This is a genomic window from Tsukamurella sp. DT100 (genome assembly GCF_049844855.1).
GTDB lineage: Bacteria > Actinomycetota > Actinomycetes > Mycobacteriales > Mycobacteriaceae > Tsukamurella.
The window spans coordinates 161,080-177,077 of record NZ_JBNCLV010000002.1 but is presented as its reverse complement, the minus strand read 5'-3'; the positions used below and the strand labels follow the sequence as shown (position 1 = coordinate 177,077).

The following is a 15,998-nucleotide window of genomic DNA, read 5'->3' as shown; positions in this document are numbered from 1 at the left end:
AGCGCCCATTACGCTGTAGCGGTAACGAACACAGGCGAAAGGCTCCACAGTGCAGGTCACCAGCGTCGGGCACGCGGGTTTCCACGTCTCCACCGCCGCAGGCACCATCCTGTGCGATCCGTGGGTCAACCCCGCGTACTTCGGGTCGTGGTTCCCCTTCCCGGACAACACGCAGCTGGACTGGAAGGCCCTGGGTGACGTCGACTACCTCTACGTCTCCCACCTGCACCGCGATCACTTCGATGCGCGCAACCTCGCCGAGAACGTGAGCAAGGACGCCACCGTCCTGCTGCCCGACTACCCCGTGCCGGACCTGCGGCGTGAGCTGGAGAAGCTGGGCTTCACGAAGTTCTTCGAGACGCAGGACTCGGTGAAGCACACGCTCAGCGGCCCCAAGGGCGAGCTCGACGTGATGATCATCGCCCTGCGCGCCCCCGCGGACGGCCCCATCGGCGACTCGGGCCTCGTCGTCTCCGACGGCGAGACGGTGCTGTTCAACATGAACGACGCCCGCCCCGTCGACATGGAGGTGCTCGACGAGTTCGGCGGCATCGACGTGCACCTGCTGCAGTACTCGGGCGCCATCTGGTACCCCATGGTCTACGACATGCCGAAGGGCTCCAAGCGCCGCTTCGCCGAGCAGAAGCGCCAGCGCGGCATGGATCGCGCCCGCAGCTACGTCGACCAGGTCGCCGGCACCTGGGTCGTGCCGTCGGCGGGCCCGCCCGCCTTCCTCGATCCCGAGCTGCGCTACCTCAACGACGAGGGCCGCGTGGACCGCGAGACGATCGGCGGCGACCCGTCGAGCATCTTCCCGGACCAGATCACCTTCCTGGAGCAGATGCGGGAGAACGGGAACGACGGGGGCCTGCTGTTCATCCCCGGCACCGTCGGCGACTTCCGGGGCAAGGAACTCGTTTCGCTCACGCACCCGGTCTCCGAGGCCGAGGTGATGGACATCTTCGAGAACAAGACCGCGTACCTCGACGCCTTCGCGGCGCGCCAGGCGCCGGTCCTGGAGGCCGAGAAGGCGACCTGGGCGGCCGACGACGGCGTGCCGCTGCTCGGCGCCCTCAAGACCAAGTTCGAACCGATCATGCAGGCGTCCGCGCTGATCAGCGACGGGATCGGCTACGCGGTCGGGCTGGAGATGGCCTCGCCCGACGGTGCCGTCGAGACCGTGGTGCTCGACTTCCCGAACCGCACGGTCCGCGGCCCCGAGGAGGGCGACGGCAAGTACCGGTACGGCTTCCGGATCGCCGCCGAGCTCGTCCGCACCGTGCTCCGCGACGACGAGCCCGACTGGGTGAACACGATCTTCCTGTCGACGCGGTTCACCACGTGGCGCATCGGCGGCTACAACGAGTTCCTCTACACCTTCTTCAAGTGCCTCACCGACGAGCGGATCGCGTACGCGGACGGCTGGTTCTCCGAGGCGCACGACGACACCGCGTCGACGGAGCTCGACGGCTGGGAGGTGCAGCGCCGCTGCCCGCACCTCAAGGCCGACCTGTCGAAGTTCGGCGTCGTCGACGGCGGCAAGCTGACCTGCAACCTGCACGGCTGGCAGTGGGACCTCGAGTCCGGCCGCTGCCTGACCTCCAGCGGGCACGAGCTGCGCGCGAAGAAGCTGACATGAGCGGGCCGCGGCGTCCGCGCAACAACCGGCAGCGCGTCGAGGACTACTACGGCGTGCACGACACGGGCATGGGCTCGCGCCCGGCGCCCGCCGCACCGCCCGCTCCCCCGACGGTGCCGCCCGCCGGTCCCCCGCCGCAGGGCCCGCCCCAGGGGCAGGCTGCCCCGGGCCAGCCGCCGCAGGCGCCCCGCCGGCCGCGCGTGATCCCGCCGCCCGAGGTGCAGGTCGCCGCCAAGGAGGCGGCCCGCGCCGCCGCGGGCGCGCCGCCGTCCGCACCGGGCACGCCGGGCGCCGGTCCGGCACCGTCGGATCCGCTGGCCGGCCTCGCGTCGCCGTCGTTCTCGCAGGCCGACAACCCGGCGCCCGAAGCGCCGCGCACCAAGCCCGACCCCCTGACGGACCCGCTGACCTCGGAGACCTTCCAGGGCGTGCAGCCCGCGTCGGACACCTACGAGGCGGGCGTGGTCGGCGGCTTCGGCTACAGCGCGTCGACGGGGCCGCAGACGGCGTCGAACACGTCCGCGACCGCCTTCGACGGCAGCTTCGACCAGTTCGCGCCGCCGCGCTTCGAGCCCCGCGCCGAGGGACGCACGGAGGACCTCTGGGCCGATCCCGCGCCGCAGTCCGCGCACGAGGACGGCGAGACCCTCGAGGCGACGTTCGAGGCGCACCCCGAGTCCGAGACCCTCGACGAGCCCGACGAGTCGTACATCGACGTCGAGGTGGTGGACGTCGAGGTGGACGCGGCGCACACCGCAGAGCCCGAGGAGCCCGCCGGGACCGAGGCGCCCGCGGTGGCCGACGAGGCGGAGTCGCACGAGGACGAGGTGCATCACGCCGAGTTCGTCGACCACGAGGCCGAGCCGGCCGACGCCGCGGCGGAGCCTGTCGAATCCGAGGCGACAGAGCCCAGCGAGCCCGAGGCGGCGGAGTCCGGCGACGGCGCGAGCACCAGCGCCGAGTCGGCGTCGTTCGGCGACGATCCGGCCGCGGAGTCCGAGACGTCCGAGGGCACCGGCGAGACCGAGGAGTCCGCGGGGACGGAAGAACCCGCACCCGCGAAGGAGCCGGTTCGCCCGACGTTCGCGGAACCGCTCGCGATCGATCCGTTCCCGTACACGCAGATCGATGAGACCTACGTCGACTCCGAGACGCTGCAGAATCTGCAGAACCGCCAGGCACCGCACGAGCCGAAGGACCCCGGTGACATGACCGAATTCAACGAGTCCCTGAACGAAGCCATGACCATCGACGGCGCGCTGGGCGTCGCCCTGGTCGATGCGAGCAGCGGCATGGCGCTCGCGACCGCCGGCGATCCCGCGGAGTTCAACCTCGAGGTCGCGGCGGCGGGCAATTCGGCGCTGGTGCAGGCGATGAGCCGCACGCTGGGCGATCTGGACCTCGACGACCACATCGAGGACATCCTCATCACCCTCGGCACGCAGTACCAGATCGTGCGCCCGATCAACCAGGGCACCGACGACCTGTTCCTGTACCTGGTGCTGGACCGCTCGCGCGCCAACCTCGCGATGGCCCGTTTCCGCCTCACCAAGCTCGCGGAGCAGATCGAGGTCTGACGGCCCCGGCGGCCGATTCCTCGCAGCACCGCCACCCCTTGCATGCGCGGTAACGTAGCGCCAATGCACGATGGTTCAGGCGAGGTCGCGCGATCCCGGTGGGCGCGACCACCGGGATGGGCGCTCGCCGCGTTCACCGCGCTCGTCGGCGGCGTCTGGATCTACGCCGAGAGCAAGCTGGGCGGCGACATGTTCCTCGGGTTCGCGGTGCTCCTCGGCATCGCGATCGCCGGCCTGACGTGGTTCGTCCGCACGGTGCTCGCGCTGTCACATCGCCGGGCATGGAGTCCGATGTTCCTCGTCGCGCCGCTGATCGGCGCGGTGACGGTCGCGACGGTCTGGCTCGGCGTCCCGTTCCAGGCGCGCTGGGCCCTCGCGCGACCGGCCTTCGAACGCGCGGCCCAGGCGACCCTGTCGGGCGAGCTCCCCCAGCACGACCGCAGGCGTATCGGTGGATTCGAGGTCAGCCCGTCGATCACCGACGGGACGGTCCGCTTCATGATGTGGGGCTCCGGCGGACTCATGGACATCCACTACCTCGTGTACGCACCCGACGGGACGACGGTCCGCGCCCACGGCGAGCACCCCGACCGCAACACCGTTGAACACATCGACGGGCCGTGGTGGCACGTGATGGAGATCTTCTAGCGCCGCGATCGGGGACACCCTTCGCGTCGTACCCTGCGTCGGCCATGATCTTCGGCAACCAGGTGTTGAGACCGTAGGTCTGCAGCAGCCCGGCGGAGCTCGTGAGCCCAGTTGCGCGCGACTCTCGGATTCTGTCCATCACGGACAGCGTGTCCGTAGCGGACAGGATCCGAGAGTCGGGCCCGGAGCATCTACGCCCAGCGGCCCGCGAGGTCGTGGTCGTGGCACGGAACGACCGTGACGTCGTCGGGCAACGCCATGAGGCGCATCATCGTCTCGAAGGTCGCGTCGCGGTCGACATCGACGAGCAGCCCCGGAAAGGCCGCCTTCTGCGCGCCGTGCGCCAGTTGCTCGGAGTGCCAGACCGCGTCGCCGGCCATGAGCACCCGCCCGCGTTCCGTGTTCAGCAGCACGCCGACGCTTCCCGGCGTGTGCCCCGCGAGGTCGACGAGTACGACCGATCCGTCGCCGAAGACGTCGTGGCTCGCCGGGAACGCCAGAACGGGCGGACCGTCGAGGTCCCGCAGGTCCATCGTGCGACCGGCGAGCGCGGGGCGGACCCCGGCAGCCGGTGCCAGTTCTCCGGCGACCGCCCACTCGTACTCCCGACGGTGCGCCGTCAATTGCAGGCCCGGCAGGTCGAGCAGCCCGCTGACGTGATCCCAGTGCAGGTGCGTCGACAGCGCGAGGTCGACGCTCGCCGGATCCACTCCGCCGCGGTGCAGCGCCTCGACGGTGCTGAGGACGTCAGGAGACGGCATCACTGCGGCGCGGAGCATCGGCTGCATGGCGCCGAGGACCCGTTCGCGCACCTGGGAGGCGACGGACGGGTCGAGCAGGATCCGGGCGGACGGGTGGTCGATCACGTAGGTGCGCATGCCCATCCGGATCGTCGCCGGACCACGCACCCCTTCGAGCACGGTCATCGTGCGCACGTCGCGCGGGACCTGCGGCAGGGCCCGCAGGCGCACCGCCACCGACGACGCCGGCGGCGCGGCGAGCGTCTCGTGCAAACGCGCGATGCGGGCGGGATCGGGCCGGCGCGGGCGCATCGCACCGGCTATCGACTGCCCGACCGCGCGACAGCACGTGCTCAGCGCCGTCGGTACGACGCGGTCGACGATGTGGTCGGGGCCGATCTGCTCGGTGATGTCCGTCATGGCGCTACGGTAGAACTTCAGGTCGACCTGAAGTAAAGGCGGAACGCATGCGCATCGGGGATGCGGCGGCGGAGGTGGGCGTCGCGACGCACGTCCTCCGTCATTGGGAGGACGTCGGCGTACTCGTGCCACCGCGCGAGCCCGGCGGGCAGCGCAGCTACTCCGGCGAGCACGTCGCGCGGGCCCGCCTGATCCTGCTGTGCCAGCGGGCGGGCCTGTCGCTCGACCAGATCAAGCAGCTGATCGTCGCCGACACGGCCGGCCGCGCCGAACGACTCCGGGGGCACCGGGAGGCGATCGCCGGACGCATCGACGAGCTGCAGCGCGCCGACGCGTTCCTCGAGCACACGCTCACCTGCGCGCATCCCGTCGTCACCCAGTGCCCGGAGTGCTCCGGCTTCGCCTCGGGCCGGGACCTTACGGGCGCAGCACGTCCGTTCCGATGAACGGCTGCAGCGCGACGGGCACGCGCACGGAACCGTCGGGCTGCTGGTGGTTCTCCCAGATCGCGACGAGCCAGCGCGTGGTGGCCAGCGTTCCGTTCAACGTGGCCGCGACCTGCGGCCGACCGTCGGCATCCCGGTACCGGATGCCGAGCCGCCGCGCCTGGAACGTGGTGCAGTTCGAGGTCGACGTGAGCTCGCGGTAGCGGCCCTGCGACGGCACCCACGCCTCGCTGTCGTACTTGCGCGCCGCCGACGAGCCCAGATCGCCCGCCGCCACGTCGATCACCCGGTAGGGCACCTCGACGGCCGCGAGCATCTCCTTCTCCCAGTTCAGCAGGCGCTGGTGCTCGGCCTCCGCGTCCTCCGGCTTGCAGTAGACGAACATCTCGATCTTGTCGAACTGGTGCACGCGGATGATGCCGCGCGTGTCCTTGCCGTACGAGCCGGCCTCGCGCCGGAAGCAGCTCGACTGCGCGGCGTAGCGCACGGGACCGTCGGAGAGGTCGAGGATCTCGTCCATGTGGTAGCCGGCCAGCGGCACCTCGGAGGTGCCCACGAGGTACAGGTCGTCGGCCTCGAGGCGGTAGATCTCGTCGGCGTGCGCACCCAGGAAGCCGGTGCCCGCCATGACCTCGGGCTTGACCAGCACGGGCGGGATCATCAGCGTGAAGCCGTTCGCCACGGCCTTCTGCACCGCGAGCTGCAGCAGCGCCATCTGGAACAGCGCGCCGTAGCCCTTCATGAAGTAGAACCGCGAGCCCGAGACCTTGGCGCCGCGCTCCATGTCGAGCAGGCCCAGGCCCTCCGCGAGCTCCAGGTGGTCCTTGGGCTCCGCGATCTCGGGGATCTCGCCCACGTGCTCGAGCACCACGAAGTCGTCCTCGCCGCCGGCGGGCACCCCGTCGATGATGACGTTGCCGATCTTCCGCGCGAGAACGTCGAAGGCCTCGTCGGCGCTGCTCTGCGCGACCTCGGCCTCCTTCACCCGCGCGGCGAGTTCGCCCGCCGCGGCCACGAGGGCCTTGCGGTCCTCGGGCGCCGCCTTGCCGATGGACTTCGACGAGGCCTTGTGCTCGGCCCGCAGGTTGTCGGCCGCCAGCACCGCCGCCCGACGGTCCGCGTCCGCGGACAGCAGGGCGTCGACCAGCGCCGGGTCCTCTCCACGGGCGCGCTGCGAGGCGCGCACACGGTCCGGGTTCTCGCGTACCAGCTTGACGTCGATCACCCGACCAGCCTATTACGGCACCGTCGACCCGCCCCGACCGACGTACCGCGCACCCGTCCGCGCCCGGACCGGGCATGATGGATGGCGATGGCCGACGACACCGAAACCCAGCCCGCACCCGCCGCGAAGACCGGGCGCGCCGGAGCCCTCACCGTGCGCGCCGTCCTGGCCGCGGTGGTCGTGGGCGCGCTCGCCATCGGCGGGATCCTGTTCGCCACCGGCGCCTTCGAGCCGAAGAACGAGGAGAAGGCCCCGCGGCTCGCCGCCGCCGGGACCACCCTCGCCCGCTCCAAGCCCGGCACGTGCCTGACCTGGGACAAGGACCCGTCGACGATGGCCCCCGTGGACTGCGTGCAGCCCCACAAGTTCGAGGTCGCGGGCGAGCCCGCCCGCACCCTGCCGGAGAACGCGCCCTACCCGTCGGCGACGGCCCTGGCCGCGCAGCGCGACCAGCTGTGCCCGCCCGTGGTGACCGAGTACCTCGGCACGCGCCTCGACCCGATGGGCCGGTTCCAGATGGGGCTGCTCACCGCCGGCGAGAAGGCGTGGGAGTCCGGGGACCGGACGATGCGCTGCGGCGTGCAGGTTGTCGACGGTGCCGGCAACGCCCTGGAGAACCAGGGCAAGATCGTGAACCAGGACAAGTCGCTGACCTGGCCGCCGGGCACCTGCATCGGCATCGACGACCGCGGCCAGCGCACCGCGCCCGTGGCCTGCACGCAGCCGCACGCCTTCGAGGTGACCGCCGTGATCGACATGCGGCAGGCCTTCCCCGACGCCTCGTGGCCCACCGAACGCCAGCAGGAGGACTACCTGAGCCGCATCTGCCCGTCGCGCACGACGGGCTGGTTCGGCTCGCAGGACGGGCTGCGCAAGTCCGGCCTGCAGCTCGCGTGGAACAAGCTCTCGCAGCCCTCGTGGACCGCCGGCTCGCGCTCGGTGATCTGCTTCCTGGCCTCGTCGAAGGACGCGCGCACCTTCACCCCGATCACGGGCTCCGCGAAGTCGCCCGACCTGCTCATCGACGGCAAGAAGCCCGTGATGCCGACCTTCCCCGGCGCCGGGCCCGCCCCGACGCCCGCCCCCGGCCGGTAGCCGTGCACGTCTCCCGCCGCGCCTTCCAGGAGTGGGTGTCGGACGCGCTCGACGACGTCCCGCCCGAGCTCGCGAAGGCGATGGACAACGTGGTGGTGCTGGTCCGCGACCGCAACGAGGACGAGCCGACGCTTCTCGGGCTGTACGAGGGAATCGCGCTCACCGAGCGGGACTGGAACTACGTGGGCACCCTGCCCGACACCATCACCATCTACCGCGAAGCGCTCATGGACATCTGCGACACCGAGGAGCAGCTGCGCCACGAGATCCGGGTGACCGTGCTGCACGAGATCGGCCATCATTTTGGTATCGACGACCACCGATTGCACGACCTGGGTTGGGCCTGACCGGACGGGCACATCCCTCCGGAATCGCCGCCACCGACTGCACCACCTGGGCTGGGCCTGACCGGACCTGGGCTGGGCTGGGCCTGAAAGGAATCCGCATGCCGACCCCGCACAACTCCGCCGCCCCCGGCGACTACGCGCCCGCCGTGCTCATGCCGGGCGACCCGCGTCGGGCGCGCCGCATCGCGGAGACGCTGTTCGACGACGCCCGCCTCGTCAACGAGGTGCGCGGCATGGAGGCGTACACCGGCACCGTCGGCGGCCGGCCGATCTCGGTGATGGGCTCCGGCATGGGCATGCCGACGATGACGATCTACGCCACCGAGCTCTACCGCGAGTACGGCGTGCAGCGGATCATCCGGGTCGGCACGTCGGGCGGCTTCCAGGACGACCTGGCCCTGGGCGACGTGATCGTCGCGACCGCCGCGCACACCGACTCGGCGATCAACGACCCGCGCATCCCGGGCGTGAAGTTCGCGCCCGCGGCCTCGTACCCGCTGCTCCGCGCCGCGGTGGACGCCGCCGAGCGCGCCGGGACGCCCGTGCGGGTGGGCCCGGTGTACTCCTCGGACCACTTCTACCTGGCGCGCCCGGGCCTGCACGAGGGGCTGCGCGACCACGGCGTCCTCGGCGTCGACATGGAGACCGCCGCGCTCTACGCCGTCGCCGCGGCGGAGGGCCGGGAGGCGCTGACGGTGCTCACGGTCAGCGACCACCTCTTCCGCGAGGAGGCCATGCCCTCCGAGGACCGCGAGAAGAGCTTCGCCGCCGCCGCGACCATCGCGATCGAGGCCGCCTTCAGCTGACGGGCGCTAGCCCATCGGGTCCAGGTGCGACGGTGCGTCGGCCCAGCTCACGAGCTCCCACGCGCCGCCGTCGACGGGACGGAGCACGATCTCGCCGGTGTTCGGCAGGTGGTGCTTGTGCGCGTAGGCACCGTCGACCCCGGACAGGTGGAAGCCGACGAGCCGGATGGCGGCCCCGTGGCTGACGAGGTAGGCGTCGCCGCGCGGCAGGTGCTCGGCGCGGATCGCGTCGACGGCGGGCAGGTACCGCGCGAGCAGGTCCTCGGCGCTCTCACCGCCGGGCATCGCGGCGGTCGGGTCGCCCTCGTACCAGCCCCGCACGACGTCCTGGAAGACCTTGATGGACGCCTCGTCGTGGAATCCCTCGAGGTCGCCGGCCTGCACCTCGTGCACCCCGTCGATCGCGGCGGTCTCCACGCCCCACGCGGCGGCGATGTGCCCGGCGGTCTGCTGCGCGCGGCGCGCAACCGAGCTGAGCAGCACGGCGGGCGCGGCGTCCGGCCGCTCGGCGCCGTACCGGCGGGCCTGCTCCGCGCCCTCGGGCGTGAGCGGCGCGCCGGGCGGTCGGGTATCGAGGATCCGCGCGACGTTCGCGGTGGTCTGGCCGTGCCGGACCAGGTGCAGCAGCCCCGTCATCGCTCGCCCCTGCGCAGGCCGTCGAACCAGGCCTCGGAGTCGCCGGGGTCGACGGGGGCCGTGCCGGGCCCGCCGGGGCGGGGCCAGGAGCCGAGGAAGCGCAGCTCGTCGCACACCCGGTGCAGGGCGCGCAGCGCCTCGCCGACCGCGGGATCGTCGATGTGGCCGACGCAGTCGAAGTGGAAGACGTAGCTGCCGAAGACCGTTCGCTTCGGGCGCGACTCGATGCGGGTGAGATCGACGCCGCGCAGCGCGAATTCGGCCATGCAGAGCGCGAGCGAGCCGGGGCGACTGGGCACGTCGAGCACCACCGAGGTGCAGTCGCTGCCGGTGCGCGCCGGCGCGGGACCGGGCTTGCCGCACAGCACGAACCGGGTGCGGGCATCGGCCACGTCGGCCACGCCGGTCGCCGCCTCGGTCACCCCGTACATCCGCGCGGCGAGGGCCGTGGTGACGCCGGCGTCGACGCGCCCCTCGGCCACGTCGAGCGCGGCGGCGGAGTTCGAGGCCGCCGGAACCACCTGCGCCTGCGGCATGTTCGCGGCGAGCCAGGCGCGGACCTGCGCGGCGGCCACCGGGTACGCGCCGACGGTGCGAGCCTCGTCGAGAGGCTCGGCGGAGGCGATGGAGAAGGCGACGGCGAGGTCCGTCTCGGCGAAGATCTGCAGCGGCGCACCGAAACCGAGCGTGTCGAGCGTGGGCGTGACCGGGCCCTCGACGGACGACTCGATCGGCACGCAGGCGAGGTCGGCGGCACCGTCGGCCACCATCTCGAGGGCAGCCACCTGACTGGGGGCGCTGATCCGTTCCGCGCCGACGAGCTCGACGCCCGGCACCGCCATCGCGCCGCGAGCGGCGAGCTCCTGGCACTGCAGCAGCGCCATCTCGGTGAACGTCCCCTCGGGGCCGAAGTAGGCGATGCGCGTCACGCCCCGAGCCTAGCCGGGCCGCCGCGGTGGGGCGGCGCTCCGGTGATTCAGTACAGTCATTTCGTTCTTGCAGAAACAGGGGGCGATATGGCGCAGGACGAGAATCCACTGGACCGGATCAGCGCGGGGCCGGCGCCGACGGGCCCGAACCCGTGGCGCTCGAACCGGCTGCCGACGGGCAGCCCCTACGCGAACGGCCTGTACGGCACCGGCGACGTGCGGAACCCGCGCCGGCTGGGCCTGGCCGGCTGGCTCACCCTCGCCGTGGCGGTCGTGCTCCTCGCGGGCGCCGTCGGCTGGGCCGCGGTGTCGAAGTCCGACCGCGACGACGCGGCGCTGCCCGGGATCACCGGGCGGGCGACGCCGCCGCCCGCGCCGAGCGTCGCGCAGATCACCGCGAACAGCTTGTTCACGACGCCCCTGACGGCCCCGGCGTCGTGCCCGCTCCCGGCCTGGTCCACGGAGCGGGCGGCCATGCAGGCCTTCGCCCAGGCCGGGACCGGGTGCCTGGGCGGGATGTGGGGGCTGCCCGCCGTGCGGGTCGACGTCTTCACCCCCGAGGCGGACGGCACCGTCGACGGGGCGTGCACCGCGAGCAAGCACGTCGAGAGCATCGTCACCTGCGACGACGTCCTGCTCATGAACTACGACCGGGCGCGCTCCGGCATCGGCAGCCAGGCCGGCGCCGCACTGATGTGGCTCGCGCTCGACGTGGCCGGCCGCGCCGAGCGGCACAGTGGTGTCGCCGCGGACGTCGACGCCCTCGTGCGCCTGGACGGCGGGCCGACCGGCGTCCAGGGCGGCGAACACCTGCGCCGCCGGCACGTCCAGAACCTCTGCCTCGCGGGCGGCACGCTCGCGAAGCTGGTGGGCCACGGCATCCAGCCGCGCGACATGGAGGAGGCGTCGAGCGAGGCGGCCTCGTGGACGATCATCAGCGCCACGTCGAACCAGCCCGTGCTGGCCCGCGGCACGGCGCAGAGCTGGTTCGATCGCGGCCGCCTCTCCCCCACCCTCGACGTGTGCCGGACGGCCTGGACCGTCCCCGTCGACCAGGTCTCCTAGCCCGCAGTGCGACGAAGATTACACAACCTCCATTGATATTCTTCGTTAGACTCATTCCTCGCATTCGCGACGATCAACGGGGGAATCAGCGATGACCGGACCGCAGGAGACACGGCCCGACCAGCACGCGGGGTTCGTGCCCTACGAGCCCTATCCGGCCGGCCCGGCGCAGCCCGCCGGGCTGTCCCGCAGGATGCAGATCGCCCTGGTCGTGCTGATCACGACGGTCGCCTTCCTCGTCGTCGCCGCGGTCGCCGCGGTCGCGATCCTGGCGGTCGGCGCCGCGACGAAGCCGTCGCGGACCGCGGCACCCACGCTCGAGCCCACGACCCTCCACCTACCGACGATCACCACCCCGGCCGTCCCCACCGTGAATCAGGTGCGGTTCAACGCGATCCTGTCGAAGACCCTGAGTGCACCGGCGTGCACCCTCCCCGCCTGGTCGACCACGCTCGGCGGGATGCAGGCCTTCACCGACGCGGCCAACGACTGCTTCGGCCGGGTCTGGGGCACGCGGATGCCCCGGATCACGGTGTTCGAGTCGACCGGCAATCTCGCGCCCGCGTCCACCGGCTGCCCCACGGATCAGCCCACCCTCGGCTTCTGGGTCTGCTCCGGCGGCTCTGCCACCAACTACACGTCGATGGTGAGCAGCATCGGCAGCCAGCTCGGCTCCGGGATCGAGTGGCTGGCGCGGATCGCGGCCATCCGCGTCTCCTTCGACGGGGGCCAGCGCGCCGACGTCAAGGCGCTCGTCACGCAGGTCGGCGGCAGCGCGACCCCGCTCGGCACGGAGTACCTGCGGCGCCAGGCGGCGCAGCGCGCCTGCCTCACGGGCGGCATCCTCGGCATGATGGTCGACCACGGGATCAGCCGGGCCGACCTCGACGGCGCGGCGGCGGCCGCCGCCCTCTGGACCGACCTGGACGAGCAGACGGGCCACACGCTGGCCGGGCCGGCGCTGACCACCTGGTTCAACCGCGGCGCGGCCGTGCGGACCACCTCGCCGTGCGCGGACGCGTGGTCGGCCCCCGTCGATCAGCTCCCCTGAACGGCCGCGGAGCTACTTCAGGCCCAGGGCGTGCAGGCGGTCGGTGAGCGCCTGTGGGTCGGGCAGCACGACGTGGCGCAGCCGCTCCCGCACGGCGTCCTGCGCCATCGGGTTGAGCGCGGCCAGGCGCGCCTCGTCGGGCGCCGCGAGCGCGGCCGGGATGTCGTCGCCCGTGAGCGCCGCGACGACCGCGCACAGCACGGCGACGGCCTCGTCGGCGTCCGCCACCGCGATCTCGAAACCGGGACCCTCGTCGTGCACGCCGTGCACCAGGAACTCGGCCAGCGCGGTGGGGTCGCCGGGCGCGTAGGTGCAGCTCGCACGGCCCGACGGGGCTGCCACGGCCAGCCCGTCGACCAGGGACATCGGCTCGCGCGGGGGTGCGAGCAACTCCAGTTCGATCGCCATCACGATGACCCTAACTCTTGCCCGGGGTTGCTCACCGCATTAGGTTAGGGTTACCTTCATGACCGACAACCACCGAGCGAGAGGAGTCGTCATGAGCGCCCCGACCATCGCCGAGCCGACACCGGCCGAGCGCGTCCGTTCCATCGCGGCCGTCCCCCACGCCGCGGTCCTCGCGGCCGACGGCTACGAACCGATCACCGTCGCGCTGCACCACATGCTGGGCGATCGCCTGGTGGTCGCCGTCGCCGACGACTCGCCCTGGCTCGAGGGCGTGCGCGCCATGGTCGAGATCAACGACATCTCGCCGCTGCCGCTGCACGAGCGCACCCGCTCGCTGGTGTGGCTGTCGGGCCGGCTGTCCGAGGTCGCCGACGGTGCCGCCCTCGCCGCCCGCATCGCCGTGGACAACCCGCTCGAGGCGCTGCTCGACGTGGGCAACGGCGCGCGGCTGCTGACCATGCCGATCGAGACGGCCGTGCTCGCGGACGCCGCCGGCGCCTCGTCGGTGACGGGTGACGAGCTGGCCGCCGCCGAGCCGGATCCCTTCGCCGGCTACGAGACCGCCTGGCTCGCACACGTCGAGACCGGGCACCCGGAGATGGTCGGGCAGCTCGCCCGCCGCCTGCCCGGCAAGCTGCGCAACCACCGCATCCGCCTGCTGGGCATCGACCGACTGGGCATCCGCCTGCGCGCCGAGCACCACGAGCTCTCCGACGTCGACGTGCGGCTGAACTTCGCGCAGCCCGCCGACGACATGGCCGCTCTGCAGCGCAGCATCCGCATCCTGCTCGGCTGCCCCTTCCTCAACGGCCTCCGCGCGAGCTGATCTGCCGAGCTCAGTGCGCCTGTTGCGTGATGTCGGTGCCCTTGGGGGTGAGCGCGTAGACGCCCAGCGCGACGGCGAACAGGATCACGCCGCCGACCAGGCCGGTCGTCTGCAGTGACGCGGTGAAGCCGGTGGTCGCGTGCTCGGCGAGGGCGGGCAGGCCCGCCTGCTGCGCGATCGCCATGGCAGCGCCCAGCGACTCCCCCGCCGCGCCGGCGGTGGCCGGGTCGACGCCGGGGATCGAACCGAAGTCCGCGTCGGCCGTGTAGAGCATGGCCGCGACGCTGCCGAGGATCGCGACGCCGAGCACGTTGCCCAGGTCGTAGCTCGTCTCCTCGAGCGCGGCGGCGTTGCCCGCCTTCTCCTCCGGCGTGCCGGACATGATCATCGCGGAGGCCACCGTCATCGCGCCCATGCCGACGCCGACCAGCACGAGCGGCGCGAGCAGGCCCGCGTAATCGAGCTGCGCGGGGGCCGCGATGAGCACCATGCCGACCGCCGCGGCGACGAGACCGCCGGCGAGCACGACGCGGGCGTTGAGCACGTTCGCCAGCCACGGCGCGGCGAGCGACGCGACGACCGCGGCCACCGCGACGGGCAGTAGCCGGACGCCGGTCTCGATGGGGCCGTAGCCCGCGACCAGCTGCATCCACTGCGCGAGCAGCAGCAGCGCCGCCGCCATCGCGAACATCACGCCGAGCGCGGCCAGGATCCCCGCGGAGAACTGCCGGCGCTCGAAGAGCCGCACGTCGAGCAGCGGGTCCTCCCGGCGCAGCGACCGCCGGACGAACAGCCCGAGCACCACGACGGCGAGCAGCAGGGCGAGCAGCCCCGGACCCGACAGCAGCGTGTGGTCCTTCGCGAACCGCTTGATCGCCCATACCAGCGCCACCATCCCGGTGATCGACATGAGCGCGCCAAGCCAGTCCCAGGCGCCGGTGGTCGCGACCTTCGACTCGGGGAGCAGGAAGACGCCGATGATCAGCACGATCACCATGATCGGCACGTTGACCATGAAAGCGGCTCGCCAGGAGAAGTTCTCGAGGAGCACGCCGCCCACGATCGGGCCGACCGCGGCGCCGACGCCCGAGACCGCTGCCCACAGGCCCAGCGCCTTCGCGCGTTCGGCGGGGTCCGTGAAGATCACGCGCAGCATCGTCAGCGTCGTGGGCATGATCATCGCGCCGCCCACGCCGAGCGCCGCGCGCAGCGCGATCACCTGGGCGGGCGTCTCGGCCCACAGCACGAGCGCCGAGGCGGCGCCGAAGACGACGTAGCCCAGCAGCAGCATTCGCTTGCGCCCGAAGCGATCTCCCAGCGAACTGGTGGAGACGAGCAGGCCGGCGAGCACCAGCGAGTAGACGTCGATGATCCAGAGCTGCTGCGCCGCAGTCGGCCTCAGATCGGCCGCCAGGTCCGGCACGGCGATGTTGAGGATCGTCATGTCGACGGTGATGACGAGCAGGCTCGCCGAGAGCAGCAGCGCGGCGGCCCACCGTCGGGCGGCGGACGCCACGATCGGAGTCTGGAGGTCGGTCATCGATTCGTCTCCTGTCGGGGGTTCCAGAGGGCGGTGATCGCGCGGTCGAGCAGACCCGGATCGGCCGGTCGTCCGGTGAGGGTGGTGTGCATGATCGCGCCGTCGGTGAACATGGCAACGGCCGCGGCGCTCTCGGGCGTGACATAACGCTCGAGCGTCGCGGCGAAGTCCGCCGCCCACCGGTCGCTGAGCTCCTTGAGCCCCGGATGCAGGGGCGCGGCACAGGTCAGGGCGAAGTCGGCCCCGACGAGGTGCGGGTCGCACAGGTAGCGGTGCACCGCGGCCACGTACGCCGACGGGGACGCCCCCTCCCGGACGAACGTCGCCTCCAGTTCGTCGAGCCACTCCTCCGCCTCGACGATCAGCGACGTCAGGGCGGCGGCGCGCAGGTCGTCGAGGGTCGCGAAGTACTGCGTGGTCGAGCCGAGGGGGACACCGGCGCGCGCGGCCACCTTGCGGTGGGTCAGAGCGTCGGGCCCCTCTTCCACGACGATCGCCGCGGCCGCCTCGACGATCTCGCGGCGGCGGCGCTCGGGATCGCGCCGACGGGGTGCTGCGGGCATCACTCACTCCTCATAGACGTTTGTACATGTACAAACG

The 15,998-nt window shown here is 72.2% G+C and carries 17 protein-coding genes; 10 read left to right on the top strand and 7 right to left on the bottom strand.

Translation table 11 applies throughout. The features are described from left to right. Positions 1-49: 49 nt before the first annotated feature. The 3 genes from ACLQ3K_RS04595 to ACLQ3K_RS04585 all read left to right on the top strand — a co-directional run bounded on the left by ACLQ3K_RS04595 (position 50) and on the right by ACLQ3K_RS04585 (position 3,864). The gene (locus ACLQ3K_RS04595; RefSeq protein ID WP_425997375.1) at positions 50-1,639 is read left to right on the top strand and encodes a Rieske 2Fe-2S domain-containing protein; all 1,590 of its coding nucleotides are present in this window, start codon (positions 50-52) and stop codon (positions 1,637-1,639) included. Continuing rightward, positions 1,636-3,216: a hypothetical protein gene (locus ACLQ3K_RS04590; RefSeq protein WP_425997373.1), complete on the top strand. Its 1,581-nt coding sequence runs from the start codon at positions 1,636-1,638 to the stop codon at positions 3,214-3,216. The genes ACLQ3K_RS04595 and ACLQ3K_RS04590 overlap by 4 nt, the downstream gene beginning before the upstream one ends. 63 nt (positions 3,217-3,279) lie before the next feature. Next, complete coding sequence (locus ACLQ3K_RS04585; protein WP_425997372.1) at positions 3,280-3,864, top strand: hypothetical protein; 585 nt, start codon at positions 3,280-3,282, stop codon at positions 3,862-3,864. 191 nt (positions 3,865-4,055) lie between these two features. Here the strand turns inward: ACLQ3K_RS04585 and ACLQ3K_RS04580 are convergent, their stop codons facing one another. Next, positions 4,056-5,024, bottom strand: coding sequence for an MBL fold metallo-hydrolase (locus tag ACLQ3K_RS04580; RefSeq protein ID WP_425997370.1), 969 nt, complete (start codon positions 5,022-5,024; stop codon positions 4,056-4,058). A 47-nt stretch (positions 5,025-5,071) separates the two neighbouring features. Here ACLQ3K_RS04580 and ACLQ3K_RS04575 point away from each other — a divergent pair, with 47 nt between their 5' ends. Beyond that, on the top strand, positions 5,072-5,470 hold the full coding sequence (locus ACLQ3K_RS04575) for a MerR family transcriptional regulator (RefSeq protein ID WP_425997368.1): 399 nt from the start codon (positions 5,072-5,074) through the stop codon (positions 5,468-5,470). Here ACLQ3K_RS04575 and serS read toward each other — a convergent pair. Further along, the gene (serS, locus tag ACLQ3K_RS04570; RefSeq protein WP_425997366.1) at positions 5,442-6,695 is read right to left on the bottom strand and encodes a serine--tRNA ligase; all 1,254 of its coding nucleotides are present in this window, start codon (positions 6,693-6,695) and stop codon (positions 5,442-5,444) included. The genes ACLQ3K_RS04575 and serS overlap by 29 nt on opposite strands. Positions 6,696-6,782: 87 nt before the next feature. Between serS and ACLQ3K_RS04565 the strand changes: the two genes are divergently transcribed. The 3 genes from ACLQ3K_RS04565 to deoD all read left to right on the top strand — a co-directional run bounded on the left by ACLQ3K_RS04565 (position 6,783) and on the right by deoD (position 8,943). After that, on the top strand, positions 6,783-7,790 hold the full coding sequence (locus ACLQ3K_RS04565) for a septum formation family protein (RefSeq protein ID WP_336669597.1): 1,008 nt from the start codon (positions 6,783-6,785) through the stop codon (positions 7,788-7,790). Between the two features lie 2 nt (positions 7,791-7,792). After that, complete coding sequence (locus ACLQ3K_RS04560) at positions 7,793-8,137, top strand: metallopeptidase family protein (RefSeq protein ID WP_224651999.1); 345 nt, start codon at positions 7,793-7,795, stop codon at positions 8,135-8,137. A gap of 98 nt (positions 8,138-8,235) precedes the next feature. Then, a complete protein-coding gene (gene deoD, locus ACLQ3K_RS04555) occupies positions 8,236-8,943 on the top strand; it encodes a purine-nucleoside phosphorylase (RefSeq protein ID WP_326483076.1) in 708 nt (235 codons plus the stop codon). Positions 8,944-8,949: 6 nt separating this feature from the next. Here deoD and ACLQ3K_RS04550 read toward each other — a convergent pair whose 3' ends face one another. Together ACLQ3K_RS04550 and pheA are read right to left on the bottom strand one after the other, a co-directional pair. Continuing rightward, positions 8,950-9,579, bottom strand: a complete 630-nt coding sequence (locus tag ACLQ3K_RS04550) for a histidine phosphatase family protein (RefSeq protein ID WP_224651995.1) — start codon at positions 9,577-9,579, stop codon at positions 8,950-8,952. Then, positions 9,576-10,508, bottom strand: coding sequence for a prephenate dehydratase (gene pheA, locus ACLQ3K_RS04545; protein ID WP_425997363.1), 933 nt, complete (start codon positions 10,506-10,508; stop codon positions 9,576-9,578). The genes ACLQ3K_RS04550 and pheA overlap by 4 nt, the downstream gene beginning before the upstream one ends. A gap of 87 nt (positions 10,509-10,595) precedes the next feature. On the opposite strand from pheA, the gene ACLQ3K_RS04540 reads away from it, so the two are divergent. After that, complete coding sequence (locus ACLQ3K_RS04540) at positions 10,596-11,573, top strand: hypothetical protein (protein ID WP_425997361.1); 978 nt, start codon at positions 10,596-10,598, stop codon at positions 11,571-11,573. A 91-nt stretch (positions 11,574-11,664) separates the two neighbouring features. Continuing rightward, complete coding sequence (locus tag ACLQ3K_RS04535; protein WP_425997359.1) at positions 11,665-12,624, top strand: hypothetical protein; 960 nt, start codon at positions 11,665-11,667, stop codon at positions 12,622-12,624. 12 nt (positions 12,625-12,636) lie between these two features. Here the strand turns inward: ACLQ3K_RS04535 and ACLQ3K_RS04530 are convergent, their stop codons facing one another. Beyond that, complete coding sequence (locus ACLQ3K_RS04530) at positions 12,637-13,032, bottom strand: hypothetical protein (RefSeq protein ID WP_224651987.1); 396 nt, start codon at positions 13,030-13,032, stop codon at positions 12,637-12,639. Between the two features lie 91 nt (positions 13,033-13,123). Between ACLQ3K_RS04530 and ACLQ3K_RS04525 the strand changes: the two genes are divergently transcribed. Then, positions 13,124-13,858, top strand: coding sequence for a DUF2470 domain-containing protein (locus tag ACLQ3K_RS04525; protein ID WP_425997357.1), 735 nt, complete (start codon positions 13,124-13,126; stop codon positions 13,856-13,858). A 10-nt stretch (positions 13,859-13,868) separates the two neighbouring features. Here ACLQ3K_RS04525 and ACLQ3K_RS04520 read toward each other — a convergent pair whose 3' ends face one another. Both ACLQ3K_RS04520 and ACLQ3K_RS04515 read right to left on the bottom strand, forming a co-directional pair. After that, entirely contained in the window at positions 13,869-15,398 is a 1,530-nt protein-coding gene (locus ACLQ3K_RS04520) for an MFS transporter (protein ID WP_425997355.1), read from the bottom strand. Then, positions 15,395-15,961, bottom strand: coding sequence for a TetR/AcrR family transcriptional regulator (locus ACLQ3K_RS04515; protein ID WP_425997353.1), 567 nt, complete (start codon positions 15,959-15,961; stop codon positions 15,395-15,397). The genes ACLQ3K_RS04520 and ACLQ3K_RS04515 overlap by 4 nt, the downstream gene beginning before the upstream one ends. Positions 15,962-15,998 lie beyond the last annotated feature (37 nt).